24 protein-coding genes and 1 pseudogene are annotated in these 25,113 nt (G+C 68.5%); 17 read left to right on the top strand and 8 right to left on the bottom strand.

The genetic code is table 11. The features are described 5' to 3' along the window. Positions 1 to 60 precede the first annotated feature (60 nt). Both D7Y15_RS31535 and D7Y15_RS31530 read left to right on the top strand, forming a co-directional pair. On the top strand, positions 61 to 1,491 hold the full coding sequence (locus D7Y15_RS31535) for a M20 family metallopeptidase (protein ID WP_120576265.1): 1,431 nt from the start codon (positions 61 to 63) through the stop codon (positions 1,489 to 1,491). Positions 1,492 to 1,551: 60 nt separating this feature from the next. Then, complete coding sequence (locus tag D7Y15_RS31530) at positions 1,552 to 1,971, top strand: VOC family protein (RefSeq protein WP_121754896.1); 420 nt, start codon at positions 1,552 to 1,554, stop codon at positions 1,969 to 1,971. Between the two features lie 54 nt (positions 1,972 to 2,025). Here D7Y15_RS31530 and D7Y15_RS31525 read toward each other — a convergent pair whose 3' ends face one another. The 3 genes from D7Y15_RS31525 to D7Y15_RS31515 form a co-directional block, all read right to left on the bottom strand. Further along, complete coding sequence (locus D7Y15_RS31525; protein ID WP_121754895.1) at positions 2,026 to 3,639, bottom strand: serine/threonine-protein kinase; 1,614 nt, start codon at positions 3,637 to 3,639, stop codon at positions 2,026 to 2,028. A 130-nt stretch (positions 3,640 to 3,769) separates the two neighbouring features. Continuing rightward, complete coding sequence (locus tag D7Y15_RS31520) at positions 3,770 to 4,531, bottom strand: ABC transporter permease (protein WP_120576262.1); 762 nt, start codon at positions 4,529 to 4,531, stop codon at positions 3,770 to 3,772. A 26-nt stretch (positions 4,532 to 4,557) separates the two neighbouring features. Further along, entirely contained in the window at positions 4,558 to 5,499 is a 942-nt protein-coding gene (locus D7Y15_RS31515) for an ABC transporter ATP-binding protein (protein ID WP_121754894.1), read from the bottom strand. A gap of 188 nt (positions 5,500 to 5,687) precedes the next feature. Between D7Y15_RS31515 and ettA the strand changes: the two genes are divergently transcribed. The 9 genes from ettA to D7Y15_RS31480 all read left to right on the top strand — a co-directional run bounded on the left by ettA (position 5,688) and on the right by D7Y15_RS31480 (position 12,678). Beyond that, a complete protein-coding gene (gene ettA / locus D7Y15_RS31510) occupies positions 5,688 to 7,367 on the top strand; it encodes an energy-dependent translational throttle protein EttA (protein ID WP_121754893.1) in 1,680 nt (559 codons plus the stop codon). A 72-nt stretch (positions 7,368 to 7,439) separates the two neighbouring features. Beyond that, positions 7,440 to 8,528 (top strand): AAA family ATPase, encoded by a 1,089-nt coding sequence (locus D7Y15_RS31505; protein ID WP_121754892.1) that lies wholly within the window; start codon positions 7,440 to 7,442, stop codon positions 8,526 to 8,528. After that, complete coding sequence (locus D7Y15_RS31500; protein WP_121754891.1) at positions 8,521 to 9,279, top strand: hypothetical protein; 759 nt, start codon at positions 8,521 to 8,523, stop codon at positions 9,277 to 9,279. The genes D7Y15_RS31505 and D7Y15_RS31500 overlap by 8 nt, the downstream gene beginning before the upstream one ends. Positions 9,280 to 9,341: 62 nt before the next feature. Further along, positions 9,342 to 9,611: a DUF3349 domain-containing protein gene (locus D7Y15_RS31495; protein ID WP_158629156.1), complete on the top strand. Its 270-nt coding sequence runs from the start codon at positions 9,342 to 9,344 to the stop codon at positions 9,609 to 9,611. Between the two features lie 588 nt (positions 9,612 to 10,199). Continuing rightward, the gene (locus D7Y15_RS44350) at positions 10,200 to 10,529 is read left to right on the top strand and encodes a hypothetical protein (RefSeq protein WP_148712917.1); all 330 of its coding nucleotides are present in this window, start codon (positions 10,200 to 10,202) and stop codon (positions 10,527 to 10,529) included. Next, on the top strand, positions 10,522 to 10,809 hold the full coding sequence (locus D7Y15_RS44345; RefSeq protein ID WP_126936115.1) for a hypothetical protein: 288 nt from the start codon (positions 10,522 to 10,524) through the stop codon (positions 10,807 to 10,809). The genes D7Y15_RS44350 and D7Y15_RS44345 overlap by 8 nt, the downstream gene beginning before the upstream one ends. 59 nt (positions 10,810 to 10,868) lie before the next feature. Further along, positions 10,869 to 11,777, top strand: coding sequence for a zinc metalloprotease (locus D7Y15_RS31490; RefSeq protein WP_233605161.1), 909 nt, complete (start codon positions 10,869 to 10,871; stop codon positions 11,775 to 11,777). Between the two features lie 308 nt (positions 11,778 to 12,085). Further along, the gene (locus D7Y15_RS31485) at positions 12,086 to 12,382 is read left to right on the top strand and encodes a hypothetical protein (RefSeq protein ID WP_121754888.1); all 297 of its coding nucleotides are present in this window, start codon (positions 12,086 to 12,088) and stop codon (positions 12,380 to 12,382) included. Then, entirely contained in the window at positions 12,382 to 12,678 is a 297-nt protein-coding gene (locus D7Y15_RS31480; protein WP_121754887.1) for a hypothetical protein, read from the top strand. The genes D7Y15_RS31485 and D7Y15_RS31480 overlap by 1 nt, the downstream gene beginning before the upstream one ends. Before the next feature lie 127 nt (positions 12,679 to 12,805). On the opposite strand, the gene D7Y15_RS44895 is transcribed toward D7Y15_RS31480, so the two are convergent. Continuing rightward, positions 12,806 to 12,952, bottom strand: a complete 147-nt coding sequence (locus tag D7Y15_RS44895) for a hypothetical protein (protein ID WP_158629155.1) — start codon at positions 12,950 to 12,952, stop codon at positions 12,806 to 12,808. Between the two features lie 129 nt (positions 12,953 to 13,081). Here D7Y15_RS44895 and D7Y15_RS31475 point away from each other — a divergent pair, with 129 nt between their 5' ends. Beyond that, entirely contained in the window at positions 13,082 to 14,242 is a 1,161-nt protein-coding gene (locus D7Y15_RS31475) for an acetyl-CoA carboxylase biotin carboxylase subunit family protein (RefSeq protein ID WP_121754886.1), read from the top strand. Positions 14,243 to 14,245: 3 nt separating this feature from the next. On the opposite strand, the gene D7Y15_RS31470 is transcribed toward D7Y15_RS31475, so the two are convergent. Together D7Y15_RS31470 and D7Y15_RS31465 are read right to left on the bottom strand one after the other, a co-directional pair. After that, the gene (locus D7Y15_RS31470) at positions 14,246 to 14,824 is read right to left on the bottom strand and encodes a DUF2378 family protein (RefSeq protein WP_233596808.1); all 579 of its coding nucleotides are present in this window, start codon (positions 14,822 to 14,824) and stop codon (positions 14,246 to 14,248) included. A gap of 10 nt (positions 14,825 to 14,834) precedes the next feature. Beyond that, the gene (locus D7Y15_RS31465) at positions 14,835 to 15,608 is read right to left on the bottom strand and encodes an alpha/beta hydrolase (protein ID WP_120576248.1); all 774 of its coding nucleotides are present in this window, start codon (positions 15,606 to 15,608) and stop codon (positions 14,835 to 14,837) included. Between the two features lie 192 nt (positions 15,609 to 15,800). Here D7Y15_RS31465 and D7Y15_RS31460 point away from each other — a divergent pair, with 192 nt between their 5' ends. The 3 genes and pseudogenes from D7Y15_RS31460 to D7Y15_RS31450 form a co-directional block, all read left to right on the top strand. Beyond that, entirely contained in the window at positions 15,801 to 17,825 is a 2,025-nt protein-coding gene (locus tag D7Y15_RS31460) for a hypothetical protein (RefSeq protein ID WP_199746003.1), read from the top strand. A 12-nt stretch (positions 17,826 to 17,837) separates the two neighbouring features. Beyond that, positions 17,838 to 19,532 (top strand): lamin tail domain-containing protein, encoded by a 1,695-nt coding sequence (locus tag D7Y15_RS31455; RefSeq protein ID WP_368667410.1) that lies wholly within the window; start codon positions 17,838 to 17,840, stop codon positions 19,530 to 19,532. Next, positions 19,529 to 19,966: pseudogene (locus D7Y15_RS31450) on the top strand (thermonuclease family protein); the annotation flags it as partial. The gene D7Y15_RS31455 and the pseudogene D7Y15_RS31450, both read left to right, overlap by 4 nt. Positions 19,967 to 20,029: 63 nt before the next feature. Here D7Y15_RS31450 and D7Y15_RS45375 read toward each other — a convergent pair. Next, the gene (locus D7Y15_RS45375) at positions 20,030 to 20,737 is read right to left on the bottom strand and encodes a hypothetical protein (RefSeq protein WP_199746004.1); all 708 of its coding nucleotides are present in this window, start codon (positions 20,735 to 20,737) and stop codon (positions 20,030 to 20,032) included. A gap of 396 nt (positions 20,738 to 21,133) precedes the next feature. On the opposite strand from D7Y15_RS45375, the gene D7Y15_RS31445 reads away from it, so the two are divergent. Together D7Y15_RS31445 and D7Y15_RS31440 are read left to right on the top strand one after the other, a co-directional pair. Continuing rightward, positions 21,134 to 23,401 carry a PAS domain-containing sensor histidine kinase gene (locus D7Y15_RS31445; protein ID WP_121754897.1) on the top strand — a complete coding sequence of 756 codons (2,268 nt, stop codon included), beginning with the start codon at positions 21,134 to 21,136 and terminating at the stop codon, positions 23,399 to 23,401. Between the two features lie 108 nt (positions 23,402 to 23,509). Then, a complete protein-coding gene (locus D7Y15_RS31440) occupies positions 23,510 to 24,325 on the top strand; it encodes a hypothetical protein (RefSeq protein WP_121754883.1) in 816 nt (271 codons plus the stop codon). Positions 24,326 to 24,328: 3 nt separating this feature from the next. Here the strand turns inward: D7Y15_RS31440 and D7Y15_RS31435 are convergent. Beyond that, a partial coding sequence (locus tag D7Y15_RS31435; RefSeq protein WP_121754882.1) for a TerC/Alx family metal homeostasis membrane protein occupies positions 24,329 to 25,113 on the bottom strand: 785 nt, incomplete at its 5' end.

Below are 25,113 nucleotides of genomic sequence, written 5' to 3'. Positions count from 1 at the left end.
GCGAGCGTCGGCAGCGTCAGATGTGTATAAGAGGCAGGGGGTGGGCAGCATGGCGCCGCCATGAACGTCGACCAAGCCCTCGCCTCGTCCGAGCGCATCTGGGAGCAGGAAATCGTCCCGGCGCTGGAGCGCTACATCCGCATTCCCAACAAGTCGCCTGCCTTCGACCCGGACTGGGTGAAGTCCGGCCACATGGAGCAGGCCGTCCAGCTCATCGCGGACTGGTGCCGCGCGCAGGCCACGCACCTGCCGGGCCTGACGGTGGAGGTGGTGCGGCTGAAGACGGCGGACGGCAAGGACCGCACGCCGGTCATCTACATGGAGGTGCCGGGCACGCGCGGTGACGACACCGTGCTGCTGTACGGACACCTGGACAAGCAGCCGGAGATGACCGGCTGGCGTGAAGGCCTGACGCCGTGGACCCCCGTGCGCGAGGGCGACAAGCTCTACGGGCGCGGCGGCGCGGATGACGGCTACTCCGCGTTCGCGTCGCTGTCCGCGCTGCGGCTGCTCAAGGAGCAGGGCGTGCCGCACGCGCGCTGCGCCATCGTCATCGAGGCGTGCGAGGAGAGCGGCAGCTACGACCTGCCCGCGTACATCGAGGCGCTGGCGCCGCGCATCGGCAAGCCGTCGCTGGTGGTGTGCCTGGACTCGGGCTGCGCGAACTATGAGCAGCTGTGGATGACCACCAGCCTGCGCGGAATGATCGCCGGCAACCTGCGCGTGGACATCCTCACGGAGGGCGTGCACTCCGGTGACGCGACGGGCGTGGTGGCGTCTTCCATGCGCATCATGCGGATGCTGCTGTCGCGCGTGGAGGACGAGGCCACGGGCCACATCAAGGTGCAGGCCCTGCACACGGAGATTCCGGAGGGCCGGCGCCAGCAGGCGAAGGCCGCGGCCCAGACGATGGGCGACGAGCTGTTCTCGAAGTTCCCCTGGGTGGAGGGCGCGAACCCGGTGACGACGGACGGCGAGGAGCTGGTGCTCAACCGCACCTGGCGTCCGGCGCTGGCGCTGACGGGCGTGGAGGGCGTGCCGGGCCTGGCGAGCGCGGGCAACGTGCTGCGCCCCTTCACGACGTGGAAGCTGTCCATGCGCATCCCGCCGCGCGTGGACCCGAAGGCGGCCGCGAAGGCGCTGAAGGAGACGCTGGAGAAGGATCCGCCGTACGGCGCGAAGGTGTCGTTCGACGGGGACAAGGCGTCGGTGGGCTGGGACGCGCCGCCGCTGGCCAGCTGGCTGTCGAACGCGGTGGAGAACGCGTCCAAGGCGTGCTTCGGCAAGCCCGCGATGGCGATGGGCGAGGGTGGCACCATCCCGTTCATGGGCATGCTGGGCGAGCGCTTCCCGGAGGCGCAGTTCCTCATCACGGGCTTGCTGGGGCCGGGCAGCAACGCGCACGGGCCCAATGAGTTCCTGCACATCCCCACGGGCAAGAAGCTGACCGCCGCGGTGGCGAGCGTCGTCGCCGACCACTTCAAGCGGTAGTGCCTCACCGGGAGGACGGGGCCGCATGCGCCCCGTCCTTCACGACCCCCGGAGCGTCCCATGCCCAGCAAGCCCCGCCGCACCGGCCACGTCCGAGCGCAGCCCCTCATCGCGGTGCGCGACGTGGAGGCGAGCAGCCGGTGGTACCAGGCGGTGCTCGGCTGTGAGAGCGGGCACGGCGGGCCCGAGTACGAGATGCTGCTGAACAACGGCGAGCTCGTGCTCCAGCTCCACGCGTGGGACCTGGATGAGCACGCGAACCTGATGGGGCCTGACTCGGCGCCGAAGGGTCACGGCGTGCTGCTGTGGTTCGAGACCACGGACTTCGACGCGTGCGTGGACGCGGCTCGGGCGCTGAAGGTGGAGTGGGTGGAAGCGCCGCACGTGAACCCGAACTCGCGCCGCTGGGAGTTCTGGACGAAGGACCCGGACGGCTACGTCGTCGTCGTGGCCGCGGAGTCGCGAGCGAAGCGCTCCTGACGCGCCTCACCCGGGCAGTGCATGTCCGCCGGACCGGCGGCACGAAGAAGCGCCTCAGCGCCCCGTCTTGATGCCCAGCGACGACGTGGACGGCGGCTTCTTTGGCGGGGTCGACGGCCGTGCCGCCCGCTTCTGGAGCGCCACCGCCACCCCGGGCGCGTCCGCCGCGGACATGTGCCGCGTCACCGGCTCGTAGCCGTTGAGCGCGAGCGTCACCGCCACCGACGGCTCCCCGGGCACCAGCGGCAGGGCCACCGGCGTGATGCCGCGCTCCTCGCCCGCGATCTGCACCGTGGCGCCGGGCGGCTCGCTCGTCACCATCAGGCGCACCGGCTGGGGCGCGGTGTTCTCCGTCGGCGTGGTGCGCGTGGGCGTCTCCGGCGTGCGGCCCTGCACCTCATCCGGGGGCCGCGTGGCAACGACCGGGGGCGGCGTCACCGTCTCGGAGTTGCCGCGCACCAGCACCACCGCCGCGCCGCCCACCACCAGCGCCACACCGCCCACCACGAGGGGCAGCCAGGCGCGCCGCTTCGGAGCCTCCGGCGGCATCAGGGCCGCGGTGTTCCGCGTCTTCTCCGGCTCCACGCGCGTGGGCGGACGGGACGGCGGCCCCACCAGCTTCGACGCGCGCGACGCGGCCTGTCCTCGCGCACCCGACGTGGGCATCCCGTCCCGCGACGAGTTGGACTGCGCGTCCAGGTCCACGTCCTCGGCCAGCTGATCCAACTTCGCCGGGTCCGCTTCCGTGGTGATGCGGTCCGCGTACAGCTCCCGCAGGTACGCGGCCAGGTGCGCGCTGCTGGACGGCAGCCGCAGGTTGAGCGTCCAGTCCTCCAACGCCAGGCGGAACGCGGCGCAGTCCGCGTAGCGGCCCTCCGGCGTGGGCGCCAGGGCCTTGAGGACGATCTCGTCCAGGCCCGGCGGCAGCTTGGGGTTGAGCTGCGACGGCGGAGGCACCTGGCAGTCGCGCACCAGCCGCAGCGTCATCAGGTCCGTGTCGCCCTTGAACAGGCGCTTGCCGGTGAGCAGCTCCCACATCACGACACCGAGCGCGAACTGGTCGCTCCGGCCGTCCACCGCCATCCCGTTGGCCTGCTCCGGCGACATGTACGGGTACTTGCCCTTGAGCACGCCCGTCGCCGTCTGCTGACCGCTGGTGGCCGCCTTCGCCACGCCGAAGTCGATGACCTTCACGCCGCCGTCGAACCCGACGAGCACGTTCTGCGGAGACACGTCGCGGTGCACCAGCATCAGCGGCTGGCCGTGCCCGTCCCGCGCACCGTGCGCGTAGGACAGCCCCGCCGCCGCGTCCGCGATGATGCGCACCACCAGGCCCACCGGCAGCGGGCGCTCCTGCTTGCGCGCGAAGCGATCCAACCGGCGCACGTCCTCGCCCTGCACGTACTCCATGGCCAGGCAGTGCCGGCCCTCAATCTCCGAGAGGTCGAGGATGGTGATGAGGTTCGGGTGTGACAGGCGCGCCACCAGCCGCGCCTCGTCCAGGAACATCTCCAGGAACTCTTCGTCCTCGGCGAGGTGGGGAAGGATGAGCTTGAGGACGACCAGTCGCTCGAACCCTGTCCCGTGCTCCCGGGCGAGGAACACCTGTCCCATTCCGCCCGACGCGATTTTTCGAAGCAGCTCGTATTTCCCGAAACCGACCGCCATGGGTGTCCGGGAGGATACCGCGTTTTCTCACCGGGCGGGAAACAGCCGACTTCCAAAATGACCGGGGTTCTGTCCGGCAGGGAGGGGCCCGCCTTCCTACCCGTTGAGGAGGCAGGCGGGCTACTGACGCCTAGGCCTTCATCTTGTAGCCGGAGCGCAACACCGCGTATGTGACGCCCGTCGCGACCGCCGCGGTGAGGGCGAGGATGGCCCCACCCACGAGCGGCGAGAACAGGCTGCTGCCGAGCATGCCGTAGCGCAGCCCCTCCACCATGTAGACCATGGGGTTGAAGAGGCTGATGTGGTTCCACGGCGAGGGCAGCTCGCGCACCGAGTAGAAGACGCCGCCCAGGAACGTGAGCGGCAGCATCACGAAGGTCGGGAAGAAGTTGATCTGCTCGAACTTCTCCGCCCACACGGCGGCCAGCATGCCCAGCACGCTGAACACGTAGCTGGACAGCATGAGGAAGTAGAGCGTCGCCAGCGGGTGCTCCAGGCTGAAGCCGGAGAACACCGCCGCGACAATCCACGTGAGCAGGCCCACCACCAGGCCGCGCACCATGGCGCCACCGATGAAGCCCACCATCAATTCACCGGGCCCCAGCGGCGCCACCAGCAGGTCCACCACCGTGCCTTGAATCTTGGTGATGAACAGCGACGAGGAGCTGTTGAGGAACGCGTTGTTCGCGATGCCCAGGAACACGAGGCCCGGCACGATGAAGTGCAGGTACGGCTGGCCCTCCACCTCGTGGACGCGGCCGGAAATCGAGTAGCCGAAGACGATGAAGTACAGCGTGGTGCTGATGAGGGGCGACAGGATGGTCTGGCCCGGCACGCGCATGAAGCGCCGGACCTCCTTCGCGAACAGCGTCTGCATCCCGAGGACGTTCATGGGGTGTTTTTCGAAGGAGCGGGGTTTCAGGCGGCCTGCGAGGGGCGGCCACGGAGGATTTCGATGAGTACGTCTTCCAGGCGCGACCGCCGCGTCTCTACTTCCGAGATGGGCAGCCCATCCGCGTAGAGCGAGCGGAGCAGCTCACCGGAGGGCGCGCAGTTGTCGCGCTCTACATAGGTGAGCGTGCGGCCGTCGGCGGACAGGCTGGCGGCGAAGCGCGCGCCCGCGGCGGGCATGGCGGCCTGCGGTTCGGCGAAGGTGACGACCAGGCGCTTCTCTCCGAAGCGGCGCAGGAGCGAGGACTTGTCCTCGGTCATGAGGAGGCGGCCCTCGTTGATGATGCCCACGCGGTCCGCCAGCTCCTCGGCCTCTTCCAGGTAGTGCGTGGTGAGGACGATGGTGGTGCCTTCGCTGGCGATCTTCTTCACGTACGTCCACAGGTCGCGGCGCAGCTCCACGTCCACGCCCGCGGTGGGCTCGTCCAGGAACACGAGCTTGGGCTTGTGGACCAGGGCCTTGGCGATGAGCAGCCGGCGCTTCATGCCGCCGGACAGGGCGCGCGTGAGGGAGTCCTTCTTGGCCTGGAGGTTCAAGGCGGTGAGGACTTCGTCGATGCGCGCGTCGTCGCGGGGCTGGCCGTAGTAGCCCTGCTGGATGCGCAGGGACTCCGCGACGGAGAAGAACGGGTCGAAGTTGATCTCCTGCGGCACCAGGCCGACCTGGTAGCGGGGCCCGGTGGGGTCCTCGTCCAGGTCCTTGCCGAAGACCTTCATGGTGCCAGCGGACTTCCTCACCAGGCCGCACACGCTGCCGATGAGGGTCGTCTTTCCGGCGCCGTTGGGGCCCAGGAGGGCGAAGATTTCACCGGGGCGGATGGTGAGGTCCACGGCGTGAAGGGCAGTGAACTTTCCGTAGGCCTTGGAGAGGCCCTTCAGCTCCAGGGCGGGGGTCGTGGGCTCGGACATGGGGCGCTTCCTCTAACACCTTCGAATTGGGTTCGCTGGTCAGCGAGCAGGCGTTTTCGCTCCTGGGCGCGTGACGCGCCCCGTCCAACCGGACACTGCGCGGACGCAGGCGCCTTGAGCCGGATGGGGCTCCCTGCTATCCGCTGGCCCCGCTCACCGTTTCGGCGAATCCCAGGAGGCCTTCCGCCATGGCCCAGAATTTCATCTTCACGATGCAGGACCTGCGCAAGGTCAAGAACGGCAAGGACATCCTCAAGGGCATCTACCTGTCCTTCTTCCCGGGCGCGAAGATTGGCGTGATTGGTCCCAACGGCTCCGGCAAGTCCACGCTCCTGCGCATCATGGCGGGGGTGGACACGGAGTTCTTCGGCATCGCGAAGCCGGACCCCACGGTGAAGGTGGGCTACCTGGCGCAGGAGCCGCAGCTCGACACGAAGCTGGACGTGAAGGGGAACGTGGAGCTGGGTCTGAAGGAGATCCGCCAGGCGTTGGACCGCTTCAATGAGGTGAGCGCGAAGTTCGCGGAGCCCATGGATGACGCGGCGATGGAGAAGCTGCTCGCCGAGCAGGGCAAGCTGCAGGACTTCATCGACTCCACGAACGGCTGGGAGCTGGACCGCACGCTGGAGATGGCGATGGACGCCCTGCGGCTGCCCCCGGGCGACGCGGACGTGACGAAGCTGTCCGGCGGTGAGAAGCGCCGCGTGGCGCTCTGCCGCATCCTGCTGGAGAAGCCGGACCTGCTGCTGTTGGACGAGCCCACCAACCACCTGGACGCGGAGAGCGTGGCGTGGCTGGAGCAGGCGCTGAAGGCATACACGGGGACCATCGTGTGCATCACGCACGACCGGTACTTCCTGGACAACGTGGCGGAGTGGATCCTGGAGCTGGACCGCGGCGAGGGGGTGCCCTGGAAGGGGAACTACTCCAGCTGGCTGGACCAGAAGCAGAAGCGGTTGGAGTTGGAGGAGAAGTCGGAGAGCCACCGTCAGAAGACGCTCAAGCGCGAGCTGGAGTGGGTGCGGGCGTCTCCGAAGGCGCGTCAGGCGAAGAGCAAGGCGCGCATCGCCGCGTACGAGGAGCTGTTCAACCAGTCGCAGCAGAAGCGTGACGTGACGGGCGAGGTGATGATTCCGCCGGGTCCGCCGCTGGGTGGGTTGGTGGTGGAGGCGAAGGGCCTGCGCAAGGCGTACGGCGACCGGCTGCTCATCGACGAGCTGAACTTCAAGCTGCCGCCGGGCGGCATCGTGGGCGTGATTGGCCCGAACGGCGCGGGCAAGACGACGCTGTTCCGGATGATGACGGGCACGGAGAAGCCGGACGCGGGCGAGCTGCGGATTGGCGAGTCGGTGGTGATGGCCTACGTGGACCAGAGCCGCGACTCGTTGGACGGTGAGCAGACGGTGTTCCAGGAGGTGAGCGGGGGGTTGGACCTCATCGACCTGGGCAAGGCGGGCACGGTGCCCAGCCGTGCGTACCTGTCGGGCTTCGCCTTCAAGGGCACGGATCAGCAGAAGCGGGTGAAGGACCTGTCCGGCGGCGAGCGCAACCGGCTGCACCTGGCGAAGATGCTCAAAGCCGGCGGCAACCTGCTGCTGTTGGACGAGCCCACGAACGACCTGGACGTGGAGACGCTGCGAAGCCTGGAGGACGCGCTCTTGAGCTTCGCGGGCTGCGCGGTGGTCATCAGCCACGACCGCTGGTTCCTGGACCGCATCGTCACGCACATCCTGGCGTTCGAAGGTGACAGCAAGGCGTTCTTCTTCGAGGGCAACTTCGAGGACTACGAAGCGGACAAGAAGAAGCGCCTGGGCCCGGACGCGCTGGAGCCGCACCGGATCCGGTACCGCCCGCTGACGAAGGGCTGAGATTTGTCGGTGCTGTGCTCCGCCCTGTGAGTGATTCCGGGGCGGAGGTGTCGTCGGGAGGAGGGTGCACGCGTGATCGAGAAGGTGCAGTTCCGCAACTTCAAGGCGTACCGTTCACTCGACCTGGACCTGGAGCCCTTCACCGTGCTGGTGGGGCCGAATGCCTCGGGCAAGACGACGCTGCTGGAGGGGCTGCGGATGCTGGCCACGATTGATCTGTTCGGTGCACGCAGCATTCCAGAAAGATTTCGTTCTTTCGGAGCGAGTCAACCATGCAGCCTGACTTTTCAGGGGACTAAAGGCCGCATTCCTTCCGAGGTGGTTCTTGCTGGCCCTGGCTCAAGCGCCATCAGCGAGGCTGTGTACAGAGAAGTTGATCCTGAAGTCCGCCAAGAGGTTCTGAGGGCCAGCGCGGAGTTGCGTCAAAAAATGCTCGCAACAGTCCTCTTGCGATTCGAAGCTAGAAAGTTGGCAGACGCCTCATACAGCGAAGAGCAAGTGCCCACGATTACTAGTGACGGCACAGGACTGGCCTCTACGATTGCGTTTCTCAAGTTGAGTCACGAGGACCTGTTCGAGGAAATTGAATCCGCGCTGAAGCAGGTCGTGCCGTCCGTGAGGAAGATTCGTGTCGAGCGTGCCTCTGTCGAGCAGAGCAACCTGAGAACAATTGCCCTTGATGATCAGACGACCCATGTGTCCGAAAAACGGACGCTCTGGGGAAATCGGCTCGTGCTGGACATGCAGGGGGCGAAGGGCGTGCCCGCAGATTCCGTGGGCGAAGGCACGTTGATGGCATTGGGGCTGCTGACGGTGCTGCTCGGACCCCAAAAGCCGAAGCTTCTTCTCCTGGATGACATCGAGCTTGCTCTTCATCCCGTGGCGCAGGGAAAGCTCATTTCGGTCCTGCGTGCCATCCAGAAGAACGATCCCGAGTTGCAGATTGTGGCGACCAGCCACTCGCCTTTCATCCTGAACTATCTGAGGCCGGAAGAGATCCGGATGACCTTCCTGGCGGAGAACGGGTTCGCTCGCTGCGAGAAGCTCACGGCGCATCCTGAATTCGAAAAGTGGAAGGACCTGATGAGCCCCGGCGAGTTCTGGAGCACCGTGGGCGAGAGCTGGATTGGCAAGGAGCCCGCGTCAGCGCCGCATGAGTGAGCCCGCCTACGAATTTGGCGTCGTCTGCGAGGCCCCTGCTGACCAGGATACGGCCTGCTTGCTTGCGGACCGAGTCCTTGTTCACAGGATTGACTGGCTCGAAGCTGAGATGCTGGACATGCAGCGTCAATGGCGAGGGCTAAAGCCAAATACGTCTTTTTTGCTCTGGAAGTCTGTGGGTGATGAAACTGCCAATGCAGGTTTAAAACATGTAGTGTTTGGGCATTTCGCAGGCGAGCCAGGCGCGCATGACGCGCTTGCTGCTCGCAAAGCTCTGCTATTATTCAGCGCCTTGGATAGGCGACCCGACGCGGTTCTCCTCGTTCGAGACGCCGACAAAGACTCTGACCGGCGTAAGGGGCTTGAACAGGCTCGCGCCGACAAATCTTGGCCGTTCGAGGTCATCATCGGCTTGGCGGAGGCTAAACGAGAGTGCTGGGTGCTTACCGGCTTCGATGCCCGCGAAGGGGAGGAAGACACTCTCAAAAAAGTTGAGCAGCGACTCTCCTTCCACCCGGTGCGTGACGCCCACAAGCTGACTGCCCGCGAGCACGGCGCGAAGAACGACGCCAAGAAGGCGCTGGAAGAGCTCACTTTGGGGGGCTTGGAGCGTGTGCGCGAGTGTCTGCGCGACACTCCTTTGGAGACGCTTATGCAACGCGGAAAACGTGTCGGACTGACGCAGTTTCTGTCCGAAGTTTGCGACAGACTGGCCCCTCTGATGGACCCTTCCCTACGCAGTGGAAAATAGGCCCCAAGGTCTCCCCACCGCTGTCCGACTGAACGAACGCCATGGAGCTTCACCCCAGTCTCATGAGCACTGTGGCCCTGATCAAGAGGGCCTTCCCAGAAGGCGTGACGGAGGCGAACTACCTGCCCCTGCTGACTGTGCTGTACCCGCATATGTCGGACAGGTCTCTTGCGATGGTGGTCGGCCACTTTTTGGGTCAGGACTATCCGCTCGTCCTGAATGACATCTATGGCGTAGGCGGTGGATCCAAGCCTGCGAGCCCGGACGCCGCGGCTGCGGTTCAGGCCCGGCTTGTCGCAGCGGGCCTTGAGGAGTGGATTCAGGAAGAATGAGTCAGGGCCTTCCACTGTTCTGGGGGATTCAGTGAGAGCGCTGCAAGTGGGGCGTTTCGGATGCGTACGCGTGTGGCTCGGTGATTGTTCGGGCGCGGCCTACGCCCCAGTAGGCCGGGTCGACCGGGTGGTGGCCGCGGGACTGGAGATGCCGATGGTCACCACCATCGGTATCGAGGCGATGATTCCACGGGGTGCTTACTCGGAGTACGGACTCCTTGGGCTATCGGGGACGTATGCGCGGGAGCACCCCGTGCTTCGGCTTGAAGTTCCGTGGACACAGGTGGATGGCGCGCCTTGGAGTCCCGTTCCTGGATACGCGATCGCATCGCCACGCGTCGGATTGCCGCAGGAGTTCGCTCACGTCGTCCTCGAAGGACTCGATGCCGCGTCAAAGGCCCGAATGACAGGAGGCGTTCTCGCGGTCCGTGCGGCAGCCCACTGCCCTGTAGGAACCAACCCGAACATCATGGGGCGTCTGGCACGTGCGTGCGTCGGGCTGATGTTGCGCGGGGACATGAGGGACGATGAGTTGAGCACGTTCCTCGAAACCGTCCTGCTACGCTGATGGCGAGGGGGGATGGAACCATGCGAGAGCGTTTGCTCATCCGCGCAGTGATCAGGCTCTTGACGACTGAAGAGGGCGGTTCCCAGGGACCGCTGGGAAAAGTGTTCCGACCATCCTGGAACATTGGAAGCCGAGCGCCCGATGGCCAGATGTCACTGGATGGAGGTTCTGTCACGTTGGACGACACAGGACCGCTGGTGCCGGGACAAGAGAAAGAGGCAATCATCGAGCCGTTTCTGCCCGAGCCTTGGCAGCACGTGTCGCAGGGGATGGAAATCCCAATGCATACCGGGGCTCAAGTCATCGGTTCCGCTCGAATCCTGGAGATTGTGCGGATTCAGCATGCTTGATGAAGATGTTTTGAACGTGCTGCGTGCGAAAGAGAGGCTGCTGACCCCAGTGGAACTCGCGGAGTTGCTGGGCGGTATTCTTGAAGGTGGGATCTCGCATTCTGCGATTGTTTTCTATTTCAAGCGGGCATTCCCACCCATTCCCCTGAGGGTCTTGCTGGAGTCGGGGCTGTGGTGGAGGGTCGGCAAGGGCGGCATGAGCGACCAAGAATTCAACGAACACTTGAGCCCTTGGGTGGGACAGGGAATGGCCGCTGGCAATGGCGGACATCTCGTCTGAAGTGGTGGCGCCAGTCGCGTGAGCCCAAGGTATCCTGGGTTCAAATGACACTTGCTTCCATGATGGTCGGTCATGCCCTGGCGCTCCTGTCCGGAGCGTCCCCCCTGGTCCACTCCGACGGCTGTACTGCTCCGGAGCCCGCGCCTTCCTTTGTGGCGAAGTTCTCCCCCTCCGACTGCTCCATGGACTCGACTGTCCCCGGCCCTCAGTGGCTGCCCGTGGCGGTGCGGCGCATCCCGGTGGTGGTCCATGTCGTCGCGGACACTGCGTGCACGAATGGCAACGTCTCGGACGCGCTGGTCCACAGTCAGATTGCGGTCCTCAATGAGGACTTCCGCGCGCTGACTGGAACTCCGGGGAGCGGCGGGGTGGATAGCAAGATTGAGTTCTTCCTTGCCACCGTGGACCCATTGGGCAACCCGACCACGGGCATCCAGCGCTATTGCAACACGACGTGGTACCAGGACACAGGCAGCTACTGGCTCAGCACCGCCTGGGATCCGACTCGCTACGTGAACATCTACACCAACAGCGCCGGCGGCTCGCGAGGGTACGTGCCCTTCCTACCAGCGGAGCCCCCGGGCGCCGTGGGTCAGCCCCAGGACCGGGTGGTCATCAACTGGCTGGCGTTCGGACGGGTGGGGCCCTTCCCGCCGTACCACAACGGGCGGACCGTCACTCACGAGGTGGGCCACTACCTGGGCTTGTTCCACACGTACTACTCGGGGTGCGGCACGGCCACCGCGCCGGACTGCTACACCACCGGAGACCGCATCTGCGACACCCCGCCCAACGCCACCTCCCACAAGGGGTGCACCGCGGGAATCACCAGCTGCGGCGGCGTGCCGGTCCCCATCCAGAACTACATGGAGCTGACGGACGACGCCTGCATGACGGGCTTCAGCGCGGAGCAGGTGCAACGCATGCGCTGCACCCTGGCCACCTACCGCCCGGACCTTGCCCAGTAGCTGGGAGGCGCAATGGCGGGCAGTGAGAAGCACACATGGGCTCGCGACCTGGCCGGAGCTCTCCAAGGGCTCTTGGGCAGGCCAGGCGCCCCGGTTTTGGATGTCGAGTGGTTGCTCGCCCGATGTACGGACACCCTGCAATACCAAGGGCAACTGCGTGACGATGCTGTCCAGCAACTCGTCAAGGATGTTCGAGCCTTCGAAGTCGAGTTCCCTGGCTTGCTTCCTCGGGGGCTACTGGATGGGCCTGGCAGCTAGACGCGAGTGTCAGCCCGGGGGGCATCACTCCGGTCCAAGATTGGGGATACATGAGCCAGGCACAAGAAGCGCTTGAAGCGGCGTGGTCCGACGAGGATGGCTTTCTGGTCCAGCTCCGGATGGGAAACTTCGACTCAGCGAAGGCTGACGCCCTGCTGACGATGCTCAAGCGGATGGAGCCGGGTGGGAGCGGTCCTCTTGATCGGCGTGTGGTCTCGCTGCTCTGGTACCTGCCCCTTTTCATGAGCTGGCAACGAGAGCGGGTCGAGCCGCAGCGCTTGAGCGAACTGGCGAAGGTCGAGGCGCGGGTGACCAACGAAGTGGAGCGCCTCCTCGGAGTTCCGTGATGAGCGACATCGTTCTGGAGTTCCCTCCTGGTTTCGAAGACTCCGCTTGGGAGGTCGAGGCCAAAGGTTGGCTCCCCGGAGTCGTCGCGGTGATTCAGGGGCGTCGGTACACGCTCACTGTGTACGACCCGGCTCGCTTGACCCAGGATGTTGACGATGCGCTGAAGGGCGGCAGCGTGTTTCTTGAGCGGAATCTCGTGGTTGTCGCTTCCGTCACGCGAGAGCGCATCGCGTCTGCCCTCCAGGAAATCGTTCAGACAGGCAGGGTCGGCGACCTTCGGCCCGACCAGGGGTAGGCCATCAGCCGCCGCTCCGATCGCCCCAGCGCTTCTTGAACGTGTCCCTCCGCGCGGCCCACCAGTCGCGCCACTCCTTCACCGCTGCCTCCCTTTCGGCCCGCGGACCCGCGGGCTGGAAGTGGAGTCAGGTGGACGTCGCGTCCCTCAGGCACATCTCCGCCAGGAAGCGCGTGCGGACGTCCTCGCTCTCCAGCAGGTCGATGAGTTCCGGGATGGTGTGCCTTCCCATCGTCTCGCGCGCCTGTGCGAACGCCTTGGAATCCTCCGCCATGCCGCGAGTGTTCCCGGTGCAGGCCCTCCGTGCGAGTGCCGCTGGTGGACACTGTTCCCCAGCGGGCTTCTAGGGCGCGGGCGGGGCCGCTATGGTCCACCCCAGCGGAGGACTCGCCCGCCAGGAGCCATGAACTTCGTCTTCATCTCCCCCCACTTCCCCTCCCAGTACTTCCACTTCGCCACCGCGCTGCGCGAGCGTGGCGTGACCGTGCTGGGCATTGGCGACACCCCCTACGAGTCCCTGCGCCAGGAACTTCGCGAGTCCCTTCGCGAATACTTCTTCGTCCCCAGCCTTACCGACTACGACGCCCTCGTGCGCGCCACCGGCTACCTCACCTGGCGCCACGGTCGCATGGACCGCATCGAGTCCCTCAACGAGTCCTGGCTCGAAGTCGAAGCCCGCCTGCGCGAGGACTTCCATGTCCCCGGCCTCCAGCCCTCGGACATCCTCAAGCTGCGCTCCAAGTCCGGCATGGCCGAGGTCTTCCACGCCTCCGGCGTCCCCCACCCGGACCTGCTGCGCGTGCGCGACGCGGACCAGGTGAAGGAGTTCGCCGCCCGCGTGGGCTATCCGCTTGTGCTCAAGCCCGACGTGGGCGTGGGCGCCGCCCACACCTTCAAGGTCGCCAGCGACGCGGAGGTCGACGCCGCGCTCGCGCACCCGCTGCCCACGTCCTACGTCGCGCAGCCCTTCGTGCGCGGCACCATCGTCACCTACGACGGCATCGTGGACCGCCACGGCGTCATCGTCTTCAACCTCAGCCACGAATACAGCGACGGCGGCATGGAGACCGTCACCGAACGGCGCGACATCTCCTTCTGGAGCCTCCAGCACATCCCCGCCGCGCTCGACGTGCTGGGCCGCCAGGTCGTCGCCGCGTTCGGCCTGCGCGAGCGCTGGTTCCACCTGGAGTTCTTCCGCCTGCCAGACGGCCGCTTCGTCGTGCTGGAGGCCAACCTGCGCCCGCCCGGCGGCTTCATGACGGACATGATGAACTACACGTGCGACATCGACGTGTACCGGCTCTATGCCCGCGTGGTGACGGGCGACCCGGTGGCGGACTTCCAGTACACGCCGCGCCACCACGTCTGCCATAGCGCCCGCCGTCACGGCCGCCGCTACAAGCACTCCCACGCGCAGATTGTCGAACGGCTGGGCAAGTCGCTGCTCGTGCACCGTGAGCTGCCGCCCATCTACCACTCGCTGCTGGGTGAAGAGATGTACCTCACGCGCCACACGGACACGGAATCCATGCAGGACGCGGTGCGCTTCATCCAGGCGACGTGAGCTTCAGGGCTCCTGCGTCCAGGTGAGCGAGTACTCGGTGCGCTCGCCGTCGTCGTACAGCTTCGTCGCGAGAGGCGCCTTCGCGCCGCCCGCGGTCAGCAGGGCCTCGAAGAGGGCCTCCACGTAGCCGGGCCCCTTGAGGCTCGAGTTGAAGTGCAGCTCGAAGTGCGCGGGGCCGCGCTCCACGAGCGTCACCTCCGTGTAGTTGTCCGTGCCGCGCAGCACCTCCGGCAGCCGCTGCACCATGCGCCGGGGGCCCAGCACGCGCATCACGCTCATCACCGCGCGCCCCAGCAGCGTGGCCCCGTAGCCTTCCACGTGTGCCCGGGCGAGCCGGGCGAAGCCCTCCGCTTGCGGCAGGCCCGGGTACACCTCTTCGACGACGATCTCCAGGCACCTCGCCCAGAGCGGCACGGGGTAGAGCGGCAACAGCGGCCGGTCCAGGTCCACGCCCGCCTGGCGCAGCCGTTCACGCAGGCGGGGGGACACCTGGCCTCTCAGGCCGTGCTGGAGGAGGCCCTCCACGACCTGCACATAGACCTGCCGCTGTTCGGGCGGCACCGAGCGGGGCCGTCGTGTCACGGAAGAGGACTCACCCGAGCAGCCACTGCATGGCGCCCGGCAGCCGGCGCTGCCAGTCCTTCTCGTGGTGCTCGCCGCCGGGCTCCAGCACCAGCGACACCTCGTGGTCTCCGTAGCCCAGGCCCTTGAGGTGGTGGAAGAAGTCGCGCGTGCCCCGGCCGTAGTCCAGGGGGATGCCGCCCGCGTGGATGGACTCCGTGGCGCCCGCGTCCAGGTAGATGCGCGTCCAGCGCTGGCTGTGCTCACGCCACGCGTCGAACAGGCGGCCCTGGCTCCACATCACCGTGGGAGACAGCGCGCCGATGCGCCCGAACACCCGCGGGAACTTCCATCCCAGGTACAGCGAGATGAGCCCTCCCAGGGATGAACCCATCGCGCCGGTCCACTGGCTGCCCTGGCGCGTGCGGTACGTCCGGTCGATGTAGGGCTTGAGCTCCTCCACGAGGAAGCGCCCGTAGGCCTCGCCTCGCGCGGACACGCCGTTGCGCGGTTCGTCCCACGGCGAGTACTCCTGGAAGCGCCCGGGACCCGAGTCCACCGCGACGATGATCCACGGCTCCATCCGCCCCGCCTGGACGCTCTCCTCCGCGACGCGGTTGGCGCACCACGTGTCGAAGACGGCGGACTCCGGATGCGCGAAGACGTTCTGCCCGTCGTGCATGTAGAGCACCGGGAAGCGGTGGTCCTGCCAGGAGTCGTAGGCGTCCGGCGTGTAGATGCGGACGGTGCGGTTGAAGCCCTCCTGGGGAGAGGGGAAGTGGCGAAGGATGTGGACGTAGCCCATGCGCTGTTTCTGGGGCCGGACGGGACCGGCCTCGCGAGGATGTCACCGCAGCATAGCCGCACCGCCCCACGCGACGCGGCAAGCGTGGACCGCCGTCCCTGGCCTGGACGGCGCGTCCGAGGAAGGGATGGACCGCGCGTAGTGCCTTCGCTGTAGGGAAGGGTGGTCCCGCTCGTGCAGAGGGCCCGCCGCGTGCGTTCCGTCCTCGTCTGCGTGTGGCTGTTCCTGCTGGGTCTTCCCTTCACGGCGCTCGGCGCGACCTATGAGGTAGACCCCGAGGACACGGGAGAGCAGGCGCTGTTCGCGTTGAGGGAGGACGGCGCCATCACGGCGGAGACGCTGTCCGCGCTGCTGGTGCTGCGGCGCTCGGGAGTGGATCCGGCGCATGCGTCGCGCGCCTCGCTCTATGCGTTGCCGGGGCTGACGTACGCGCGCGTGGATGGGTTCGAGGCTTCAGGGAAGCTGACGCAGGAGGAGCGGCGACGGCTGGCGCCCTTCCTGACGACCTCCGCGCCGGAGCGGGTGACGGGGGATGCGCGGCTGCTGACGGCGTTCGCCGCGTCGGATCCGGTGCTTCCTCCACTGGCGCTCCAGGTGCGAGTGGCGGGGCCGGAGGGTTGGCGCGTGGGGTTGCTCACGTCCCTCACGCGGCGCCGGCTGGGCGCGGTGCACCGGGATGCGAACCGGCGGGCGCTGGTGGCGGAGGCGCCCGGTGTGTCGGTGGCCGTGCCCAAGTTCCACGGTCAGTGGACGGGCGAGCGGGCTTCCGTGCTGGTGGGCTCGTACCGGCTGGGCTTCGGTCAGCGGCTCACGTTGGACACCACCGGGCTTCCCACGCCGGACGGCTTCCTGCCCGACGATGCCGTGCGAGTGCCGGGCGACGTGGAGCGCTGGTGCTTCCTGGGAGAAGGTGCCTGCACCCCCGAGGAGCGCGCCGCGGACGTGACGCCGGACTTCCAGTGGGACGAAGGCTTCCGGGGCGTGGTGGGCACGGTGCGGACCTCTTCGGGCGTGTCCGTGACGGGCTTCGGTTCGTACCAGTCCCGCTCGCTGCTCTCGCATGCCCTGATGGAGCGGGCGTCCTGTGCGGGCACTGCCTGCAAGGCGCCAGCGGTGTGGCTCGAGGGGACGGGCTCGCCCATGGGACGCGTGGTGTCGCGCACGCTGCCCGGTGTGTTCCACGAGTGGGCGGGAGGCGGCCACGCGGCGATGGCGTGGACCCGGCGGGCGCAGGCTGGAGTGACGGCCTGGGGCGCGCGGCCCGTGTGGAACGTGGAGGGCGCGGCGCTCGATTTCCGCTCCACGGCGGGCTACCCGGCGGGCGGCGCTTTCGGCGCGGTGGGCGTGGATGGCGCGTGGGGGCTGGGGCCGGTGGACCTCTTCGTGGAAGCGGCGCGCACGTTCGATTCGGCGCCGGGCGGAGGCGGTGGCTACGGCGCGCTTCAACGCACGGTGGTGGCGGACACATCGAAGGAACTGGAGCTGTCGCTGCGTGCCTACGGGCGCGGCTTCGCCAATCCCTACACGGGCGCGATGTCCGGCCCGGACGAACTGGAGGGCTCACGGGCGCGAAATGAGGTGGGCGCTCGCGTGCGCTACCTGCACCGCGTGGAGGGCGCGCTGCGGCTTCGAGGTGAGGTGGATGCGTGGACGCTGCCCGCTGACGGCGCGGCGGTGGGCAGTGCCGGCACCGTGAACCTGCGGGCTTCGGCCCGGGTGGACTGGCGGGCGCACGCGCTGTTCCAACCGTCGCTGTGGACCGAGTACCGGGACAAGGACGTCGGCGTGGCGGGGGACTGCTTCGACGGTTCGGGCGAGGACCCCTGTTCAGGGTCGCTGCTGCGCATCACGGCCCGGGTGAAGGCGGAGCTTCACGACGCCGTGTCCGTAGCCGCGCAGTACGCGCATGCCCGCGTGGATGATCCGGTGAACCGGGGCGTGCGTGAGGACGCGCATGCGGTGGTGGAGGCGCAGGTGCGGCCTTGCGATGCCGTGAGGCTGCGCGGCCGCGCCGTGTGGAAGGACGAGGACCTGTCGACGCGCAACCGGCTGGAGCAGGCCTTCCGGGCCACGCTCGATGCGAGCTGGACGGCGGACGCCGTGACGACACGGGCCCGGTACGCGTGGGTCGTGGACTTGAAGGACGCGAGAGGTGCCCGGACGCCGCCGGATGCGCCCCGGCACCTGTTCGCGCTGGAAGTGGAGACGCGGTTCTGAAGGGAGCGGAGTGTGGCGGCTTGGGCAGTGCGGGGATGGGGCGTGCGGTTGGGATTGGGATGGGTGCTGGGGTGGATGGGGGCGTGCGGACTGCCCACATGGGAGGAGGAGCCAGCGGCCTGTGAAGCGCTGCTGCCGGGGGACCTGGTCATCACGGAGTACCTCAACGACCCCGTGGGCTCGGACACGGGAAAGGAGTACGTGGAGCTCCACAACCCCACCGGGGAGACCGTGGACCTCCTGGGCGTCACGCTCTTCACCGCGCGCGACGAGGCGGCACAGGAGCGGGTCTACACGTTCACCACGGGCCTGCCGGTGGACGCGGGGGCCTACGTCGTGCTGGGCGACGTGCGTGAGGGCGCGCTGCCCGAGCATGTGGATCAGACCTATGGGGATGCGCTCGGCGCGCTGGGGAACAGCGCGGGGCTCTTGGGTCTGCGGTGCGGGACGCGCGTGCTCGACTCGGTGGTGCTCGAAGCGCCTGCGAAGTCGGGCTTGGCCCGGACCCATGACGGCCTGTCGGGCTGGTGCGATGCGCCGGGCAGTCCAGGCGTCGCGAACGCGCCGTGCCCCTCGCTGCCGGATGGCGGAGTGACCTCCGGAGCGACGTGCCTGCCGCCGGGCGCGAGCGCTCCCCGGGACATCCAGTCCCCGCGACCCGGAGAGCTGATCATCACCGAGGTGATGGCCAACCCGCGCGGCGACGACACCGTGGGCGAGTGGCTGGAGGTCCGCGCCACCGTGCCCGTGGACCTCAATGGGCTGACGGTGGGAACGGACACGTCCGGCACACGCCTGGAGTCGGAGCGCTGTCTGTCCCTCGCCGCCGGAGAGTCCGCGCTGCTCGCGCGAAGGCGGGAGCCGGAGGTGAACGGTGGCCTGCCGGAGCCGCTGGCCACGTTCTCCGTGGACCTGCGCAACGCGGGCGGCATGGTCGCCGTGCGTGCGGGAAGCGTGCTCATCGACAGCGCGCTGTATGGCCCGGCCCAGGACGGCGTGGCCACCCAGGTGTCCGCGCCGCTCACCGCCGATGCGAAGAACAACGACGTCACTGCATCCTGGTGCGCGGCCACGCAGGCCTACGGTGACAAGGGCAACCTGGGCACGCCGGGACGGACCAATCGCGTGTGCACAGCAACGGACGCGGGCACGGCGCAGGCGGGCTGTATCGACCGGACCACGGGGCAGACCCGTGCGCTCCGAACTCCCACCGTGGGCTCCCTGGTGCTCAACGAGTTCATGGCCGACCCCGCCGCCGTCCCGGATGCGCAGGGGGAATGGGTGGAGGTGCTCGCGCTGCGCGAGGTGGACCTCAACGGAGTGACGCTCGCCAACGAGTCGGGCAGCTCCGTCCTGGAGTCCCCACTGTGCCTGTCGATGAAGGCAGGAGGCTTCGCGGTCCTCGCGCGCAGCGATGACGCCTCACTCAATGGTGGATTGCCCTCGGTGCTCGGCACGTTCGCGTTCGGCCTGGGCAACGGCGCGGGGGCCCATGTCCTCAAGCTGTCGGCGCAGGGCACCGTCCTGGACTCGGTGGCCTTCACGAACGCCGCGAGCGCCGGCGTGTCGTCGCAGTTGGATGCGCGCGTGAGGGACGCTGCCGGCAACGACGCGGCCGGGGCCTTCTGTCCCACGCCCGCCGGCGTGACCTACGGCACGGGCGACCGGGGCACCCCGGGCCGGGAGAACCGCACGTGCACGCGATGAGGACTCTTGTCCTGGGAGGGATGCTGCTCACCGTCCTGTCCGCCTGTGGTGGCGGGGAAGGGGAGTGCGGTCCGAGCACGGGCGTGGTGACGAAGGTCATCGACGGGGACACGGTGGTGCTCCAGGACGGCGAGCGCATCCGCTACCTGCTGGCCGACACCCCGGAGACGACGAAGGGGCACGACGACTGCTTCGGTGAGGAGGCCACGGCGTTCAACCGCTCGCTGGTGGAGGGCCGCACGGTGCGGCTGCGGGACGCGGAGGCGTGCACGGACCGTTACGGGCGGCGGCTCGCCTACGTGTCCGTGGACGGCCAGGACGTGAACGCGCTGCTCGTGCAACGGGGCTATGCGTGCACTTTGTTCATCCCGCCGGCCGGAGCCTCCCGGCGCGGCGAGTTCGAAGCGTTGGAGCTGGAGGCCCGGCGCGCACGCCGGGGCCTGTGGGGTCGCTGCCCGGCGCCGTGTCCCCGGGGACGGCGCTCGTCAGCGTCCACCCTATGGCAAGGTGTCCATCACCGCCCGGGCCAGCTCCGACTCCAGCGGCCAGGCCGCCGGGCGGCGCGACGTGGTGAGGGCCAGCGTGCCATCCGAGAGCCTCGCCCCGAAGTCGTCCCCCATGGACAGCCGCACCCTGCGCACCCGCTCCCGGAGCACGTCGCCCACGTCGGGTGTCGTGGCCAGCTTGGCCAGCACCTCGCCGGTGCGCTCGACGAGCCACGCCAGGGGCTGGATGTGGGCCTCCTGCTCCAGCTCCGCGGCCGTGCCGAACTCCGCCGTCACCTTCGTGCCCCAGGCGGTGGACAACTTGTCGGCCAGCGCGGGCAGGTGGCGGCGCAGGTGCATGGGCGAGGACTCGGGCATCGACTTCGCGGGCGTGTCCAGCACCGTGGCGTCGTGCAGCGTGAGCGCCTCGATGACGCCGTCCGGGACGAACGTCACGTCCAGCTTCTCCCCGCGCGAGCCATAGCCCCCGGAGGTGATGAGCAGCACGCCGCGGCCCTGGCGGAACTCGCCGTACTCCCGGACGAGCCCCGTGATTTCGCGCCCGCTGCGCAGGAACAGCGACACCTGCGGCAGGTTCAGCGGCAGGCCCTCGTTGCGGCGGCGCATGAGGACGCTCATCGCCTCCAGCACCTCCCAGACGCTGCGCACGGGGCCCCGGGCCAGCGACTCCAGTGGATCCACCGCCTGGGTCGTGCTCATGACCGGCCCTCGCCCCTCTGGACGTGTACTCGGGTCCACGTCCTCGGGGGCAACCGCCCCGTCGCCAGCGTGCGCGCGCCCTGCCCGCCGGTCCTACGTTCCGCGAATGCCATGACCTGCTGCCTCCCGTTTTCTTGGGAGTCAGTCTCCCCCAGGTCACTGACGGGGCCCAGCGGTTCACGGAGGCCTCCCATGGCTGCCCGCCATGTCCCCGGGTTCAATCCCAGAGGTGGGCAACCCACCCCACCCCGTCCCGCGGGCCCCATCCATTTCGTGACGCGGGATGTCCATCTTCCCTCCACTCCAGCCACGTCCCGGGAGCAGGGGTACGGTGACATTCACTCTTCCCACAGCAGGCGGCCTGCCTTGTCCGACCGGTGCCTCCGGGGCGCCGGCATGAACCCCGTCGCCTCCACGACGGACTCGCTCGCGGACCTGGTGGAGGCGCGGCGCGAGGACATCCTCCGGCGCTGGGGCGCACGGCTGGGGGCTCATCCCCCCGGCAGGTCCCCGGAGCTCCAGGAGCGGCTGGAGGGGATGCTCAAGCTGGTGGACGCGCTGGTGCTCGTCCTCCGCCAGGGCGCCGTGGAGACCTGGTCCACGGGGGCGGTCTGGGCCCATGCCCGGGAGCTCGGGCTGCGGCGCTTCCAGACCGGCGCTCGCGTGGAGACGCTGGTGGAGGAGTACGGCCTCTTGCGCGAGGCCATCCTCGAGGTGCTGGATGCGTCCCACCGGCCGCTCGACACGGAAGAGCTGCGCACGCTGTGGCGCGCGTTGGACCGGAGCCTGACGGAAGCCGTGGCCCACTACGTCCACGAACACGAACAGGCGCTGCGCTCCCGCGAACGGCGGCTGCAGGAGATCCTCGACCACGCCCCGGCCGCCATCTACGCGAAGGACGCCAGCGGGCGGTACCTCTTCATCAACCGCCCCTTCGAGTCCATCTCCGGCCACGAGCGCGAGGAGGTGCTGGGGCGCTCGGACCTGGACCTGTTCCCCCGGGAGACGGCGGAGCGCTTCCGCTACAACGACCGCCGGGTGCTGGCGGCGAAGACGCCGCTCGTCTTCGACGAGGAGGTGCTCCAGCCCGACGGGACGCACCTCTACCACACGATGAAGTTCCCCCTGCCCAGCGTCGTGCAGGGCGAGCCGTGGGCCCTGTGCGGCGTGTCCACGGACATCACCACCACGCGCACGCTGCGCCAGGAGCGCGACGAGGCCCGCGAGCAGGTCCACCGCGTGCTCACGCAGCTGCCCGTCGTGCTGTGGGCCTTCGACGCGCAGGGCGTGTTCACCCTCTTCGAGGGCGAGGGCGTGACGTCCACGTCCGTGCCCTCCCGGGTGATGCACGGGCGCTCCGTCTTCGACGTGTTCCGGGACCGGCGGGACGTGCTGGAGGTCATCCTGCGTGCGCTGGCCGGGGAGCGGCTGTCCACGGAGCTGTACCTGATGGGCGTCTGGTTCGAGGTCCGCCTCCTGCCGGTGTTCGACCCGGGCGGGCGCGTGGTGAGCGTGTCGGGCGTGTCGCTGGACATCACCGAGCGGCGCCGGGCGGAACAGGAGCTGCGTGCGTCGGAGACACGCTACCGGCTGGCCACCCTGGCCACCCGCGACATCATCTGGGACTGGGACCTGGTGACGGATGAAATCCACTGGAGCGAATCGGCGCCCCGCGTCCTCCGGCTGGACACGTCCCGGGGGCCGCCCGTCATGGACACGGCGTGGTGGACGGCCAGCCTGCACCCCGACGAGCGCGAGCGGGTGATGCGGGAGCTGCGGGCGGCGCTCGACAGCCACGAGGGGCACTGGGTGGCCGAGTACCGGATGCGCCGGGGCGACGGGACGTGGGCCTTCATCGAGGACCGGGGCCGCGTGGTGAAGGACCTCCAGGGCCGCCCGGTGCGCATGGTGGGCGCCATGCAGGACGTCACCGGCAGGCATGAGGCGGAAGCCGAGGCGAAGCGCCGCGCGGAGTTCGAACAGCTGCTCATCGGCATCGTCGGGCACGACCTGCGCAACCCCATCTCCGCCATCACCATGGCCGCCACGACGCTGGCCAGGCGCGAGGACTCCGACCCGCGAGACCAGAGGGCCGTGGCCCGCATCCTCTCCAGCGCCGAGCGCGCGCACCGCATGCTGCGCGACGTGCTGGACTTCACCCAGGCCCGGCTGGGCGGCGGCATCCCCATGGACCCGCGCGAGGTGGACCTCCTGGACCTGGTGCGCCAGGTGGTGGACGAGGTCCAGCAGGCCCACCCGGACCGGCGCCTGGAGGTGGACGGGCGGGGAGGGACCCGGCTGTGGTGCGACCCGGACCGGCTGGCGCAGGTCATCACCAACCTGGTGAACAACGCGCTCGCTTATGGAGACGCCCACTGTCCGGTGCGCGTGCGGCTGCGCGGCCAGCCGGGGACGGTGACGCTCGCGGTGAAGAACCAGGGGCGCCCCATTCCCCCGCACCTGATGCCCCACCTGTTCGAACCCCTCAAGCGCGCGGAGCTCCGGGAGGGCCACCGCAACAACGCCCACGGGCTGGGGCTGGGGCTGTTCATCGTGAAGCACATCGTGGATGCGCACGGCGGCCGGCTGCGCGTGCGCTCCTCCGCCCAGGACGGCACCACCTTCCTCGTGCACCTGCCCCGCCGGCCGCCCGCCCGGGACTGAAAGGGCTGCCTTTCCCGGGCGCGCTTGCCCTCCAGGGACGGCCCGGGTAGCAAAGGGGCTCCGGCGGCGGGCGGGCCCCGCCTTCCGGAAGGAGAGCGGAGCGGCACCATGAACAAGAAGTGGATCCTCGGGCTGGGGTTGGGTGTCGGCGGGTTGCTCCTCGTGGGTGGAGGCCTGGTCGCGACCGGGTACTGGGCGGACCGCCAGATGGACGGCGCCGGCGTGGCCACGCTGATGAAGTCCCAGGAGCGCGCCCTGAAGACCGCGGAGCTCAACGCTCGCTTCCCCTTCCAGCCGCCTGACGCGGGCAAGGTGCTGAAGCTGGACGAGGCGCGGCTGGAGGCCTACCTCGCGGTGCGCGAGGCGACCCTGCCCGCCTACGACGTGCTCCAGAAGGAGTCCCTGGAGTACGTCGAGAAGCACGGCAAGGATCTCACCGGCGGAACCCGCAGCGCGAAGCTCCGGGCCGCGGGCGCCTCCATGCGCATGCTGGGCAAGGCCCAGGCCTCCTTCCTGCTGAACCTGGAGGCGCGGGGCATGTCGCCCCAGGAGTTCGGCCGCCTCTCCGCCCTGGTGTATCCGGAGCCCGTGGCCGCGCCGGACGCGGGCGTGGCGACGGTGTCCCAGCCGTCCGACCCCGCGAACATCGCGCTCCTGGAGGAGCAGTTCGCCGCGATTGCGCCGCAGCTGGAGGACCCGAAGCTCAGCGAGGCGGAGCGGCTGCAACTGGAGCAGCGCCGCGCCGGGCTGCGCAAGTACATCACCCAGCTGGAGGCCGCCTCGGGCAAGGACGTGAAGGATGCCAACGCCTCCCTCCTGAAGAAGCACGCGGCGCGCATCACGAAGGCGGCGAACCCCACGTTCGACCAGCTCCTGTCGAAGCCCCTGATGGTCGGCGGCACCGCGGGCCTGCCCACGCCCTGAGCGTCAGGCCTCCACCTGGCGCACGGACCGGCGGTGCGCCAGGCTCGCGCCCACCGCCCCGCCAATCACCGTCACGATGATGGCCACCGACAGGAGCGGCGGGATGTGCACCCACGTCTCCACCACCATCTTCACGCCCGCGAAGGCCAGCACCCCCGCCAGCCCGTAGTGCAGGTACTTCAGCTGCCCCACGGCCCCGGCGATGACGAGGTAGAGCGCGCGCAGCCCCAGGATGGCGAAGGCGTTGGAGCTGTAGAGGATGAACGTGTCGGTGGTGACGGAGAACGCCGCCGGCACCGAGTCCACCGCGAACAGGATGTCCGTCACCTCCAGGCCCACGAGCGCCAGCAGCAGCGGCGTGGCCAGCCTGCGGCCCTGGTGCTTCACCAGGAAGCGCGGCCCCTCCACCTGGTCCGTCACCGGCAGCTTCCTGGACAGCCATCCCACGACGCGGTTGTCCTCCTGCTTCGACGGGTCCTCGCGGAAGACGCGCCACGCGGTGATGAGCAGGATGGCGCCGAAGACGTACGACACCCAGCCCCAGCGCTGCAGTGCCGCCGCCCCCACGAAGATGAACAGGGCCCGGAACACCAGCGCGCCGAAGATGCCCAGGAAGAGCACCTCGTGCTGGTAGCGCTGGGGCACGTTCAGGCTGCGGAAGATGACGAGGAAGACGAAGACGTTATCCAGGCTCAGGCTCTTCTCGATGAGCCAGGCCGCCAGGTACTCGTGGCCGCGCTCACTGCCCAGCGTCACCCACACGAAGCCGCAGAAGCCCAGCCCCAGCC

It is taken from the genome of Corallococcus sp. AB030, from assembly GCF_003668965.1.
GTDB classification, from domain to species: Bacteria; Myxococcota; Myxococcia; order Myxococcales; family Myxococcaceae; genus Corallococcus; species Corallococcus exiguus.
Note: the sequence above shows the minus strand (reverse complement) of the source record. Positions and strands in the feature narration are given on the sequence as shown.

Excerpts from the sequence above, each read along its gene's own strand:
- D7Y15_RS31535 (WP_120576265.1), top strand. The coding sequence starts at position 61 with ATGAACGTCGACCAAGCCCTCGCCTCGTCCGAGCGCATCTGGGAGCAG.
- D7Y15_RS31530 (WP_121754896.1), top strand. The coding sequence starts at position 1,552 with ATGCCCAGCAAGCCCCGCCGCACCGGCCACGTCCGAGCGCAGCCCCTC.
- D7Y15_RS31525 (WP_121754895.1), bottom strand. The coding sequence starts at position 3,639 with ATGGCGGTCGGTTTCGGGAAATACGAGCTGCTTCGAAAAATCGCGTCG.
- D7Y15_RS31520 (WP_120576262.1), bottom strand. The coding sequence starts at position 4,531 with ATGAACGTCCTCGGGATGCAGACGCTGTTCGCGAAGGAGGTCCGGCGC.
- D7Y15_RS31515 (WP_121754894.1), bottom strand. The coding sequence starts at position 5,499 with ATGTCCGAGCCCACGACCCCCGCCCTGGAGCTGAAGGGCCTCTCCAAG.
- ettA (WP_121754893.1), top strand. The coding sequence starts at position 5,688 with ATGGCCCAGAATTTCATCTTCACGATGCAGGACCTGCGCAAGGTCAAG.
- D7Y15_RS31500 (WP_121754891.1), top strand. The coding sequence starts at position 8,521 with ATGAGTGAGCCCGCCTACGAATTTGGCGTCGTCTGCGAGGCCCCTGCT.
- D7Y15_RS31495 (WP_158629156.1), top strand. The coding sequence starts at position 9,342 with ATGAGCACTGTGGCCCTGATCAAGAGGGCCTTCCCAGAAGGCGTGACG.
- D7Y15_RS44350 (WP_148712917.1), top strand. The coding sequence starts at position 10,200 with ATGCGAGAGCGTTTGCTCATCCGCGCAGTGATCAGGCTCTTGACGACT.
- D7Y15_RS44345 (WP_126936115.1), top strand. The coding sequence starts at position 10,522 with ATGCTTGATGAAGATGTTTTGAACGTGCTGCGTGCGAAAGAGAGGCTG.
- D7Y15_RS31490 (WP_233605161.1), top strand. The coding sequence starts at position 10,869 with ATGATGGTCGGTCATGCCCTGGCGCTCCTGTCCGGAGCGTCCCCCCTG.
- D7Y15_RS31485 (WP_121754888.1), top strand. The coding sequence starts at position 12,086 with ATGAGCCAGGCACAAGAAGCGCTTGAAGCGGCGTGGTCCGACGAGGAT.
- D7Y15_RS31480 (WP_121754887.1), top strand. The coding sequence starts at position 12,382 with ATGAGCGACATCGTTCTGGAGTTCCCTCCTGGTTTCGAAGACTCCGCT.
- D7Y15_RS44895 (WP_158629155.1), bottom strand. The coding sequence starts at position 12,952 with ATGGCGGAGGATTCCAAGGCGTTCGCACAGGCGCGCGAGACGATGGGA.
- D7Y15_RS31475 (WP_121754886.1), top strand. The coding sequence starts at position 13,082 with ATGAACTTCGTCTTCATCTCCCCCCACTTCCCCTCCCAGTACTTCCAC.
- D7Y15_RS31465 (WP_120576248.1), bottom strand. The coding sequence starts at position 15,608 with ATGGGCTACGTCCACATCCTTCGCCACTTCCCCTCTCCCCAGGAGGGC.
- D7Y15_RS45375 (WP_199746004.1), bottom strand. The coding sequence starts at position 20,737 with ATGAGCACGACCCAGGCGGTGGATCCACTGGAGTCGCTGGCCCGGGGC.
- D7Y15_RS31445 (WP_121754897.1), top strand. The coding sequence starts at position 21,134 with ATGAACCCCGTCGCCTCCACGACGGACTCGCTCGCGGACCTGGTGGAG.
- D7Y15_RS31440 (WP_121754883.1), top strand. The coding sequence starts at position 23,510 with ATGAACAAGAAGTGGATCCTCGGGCTGGGGTTGGGTGTCGGCGGGTTG.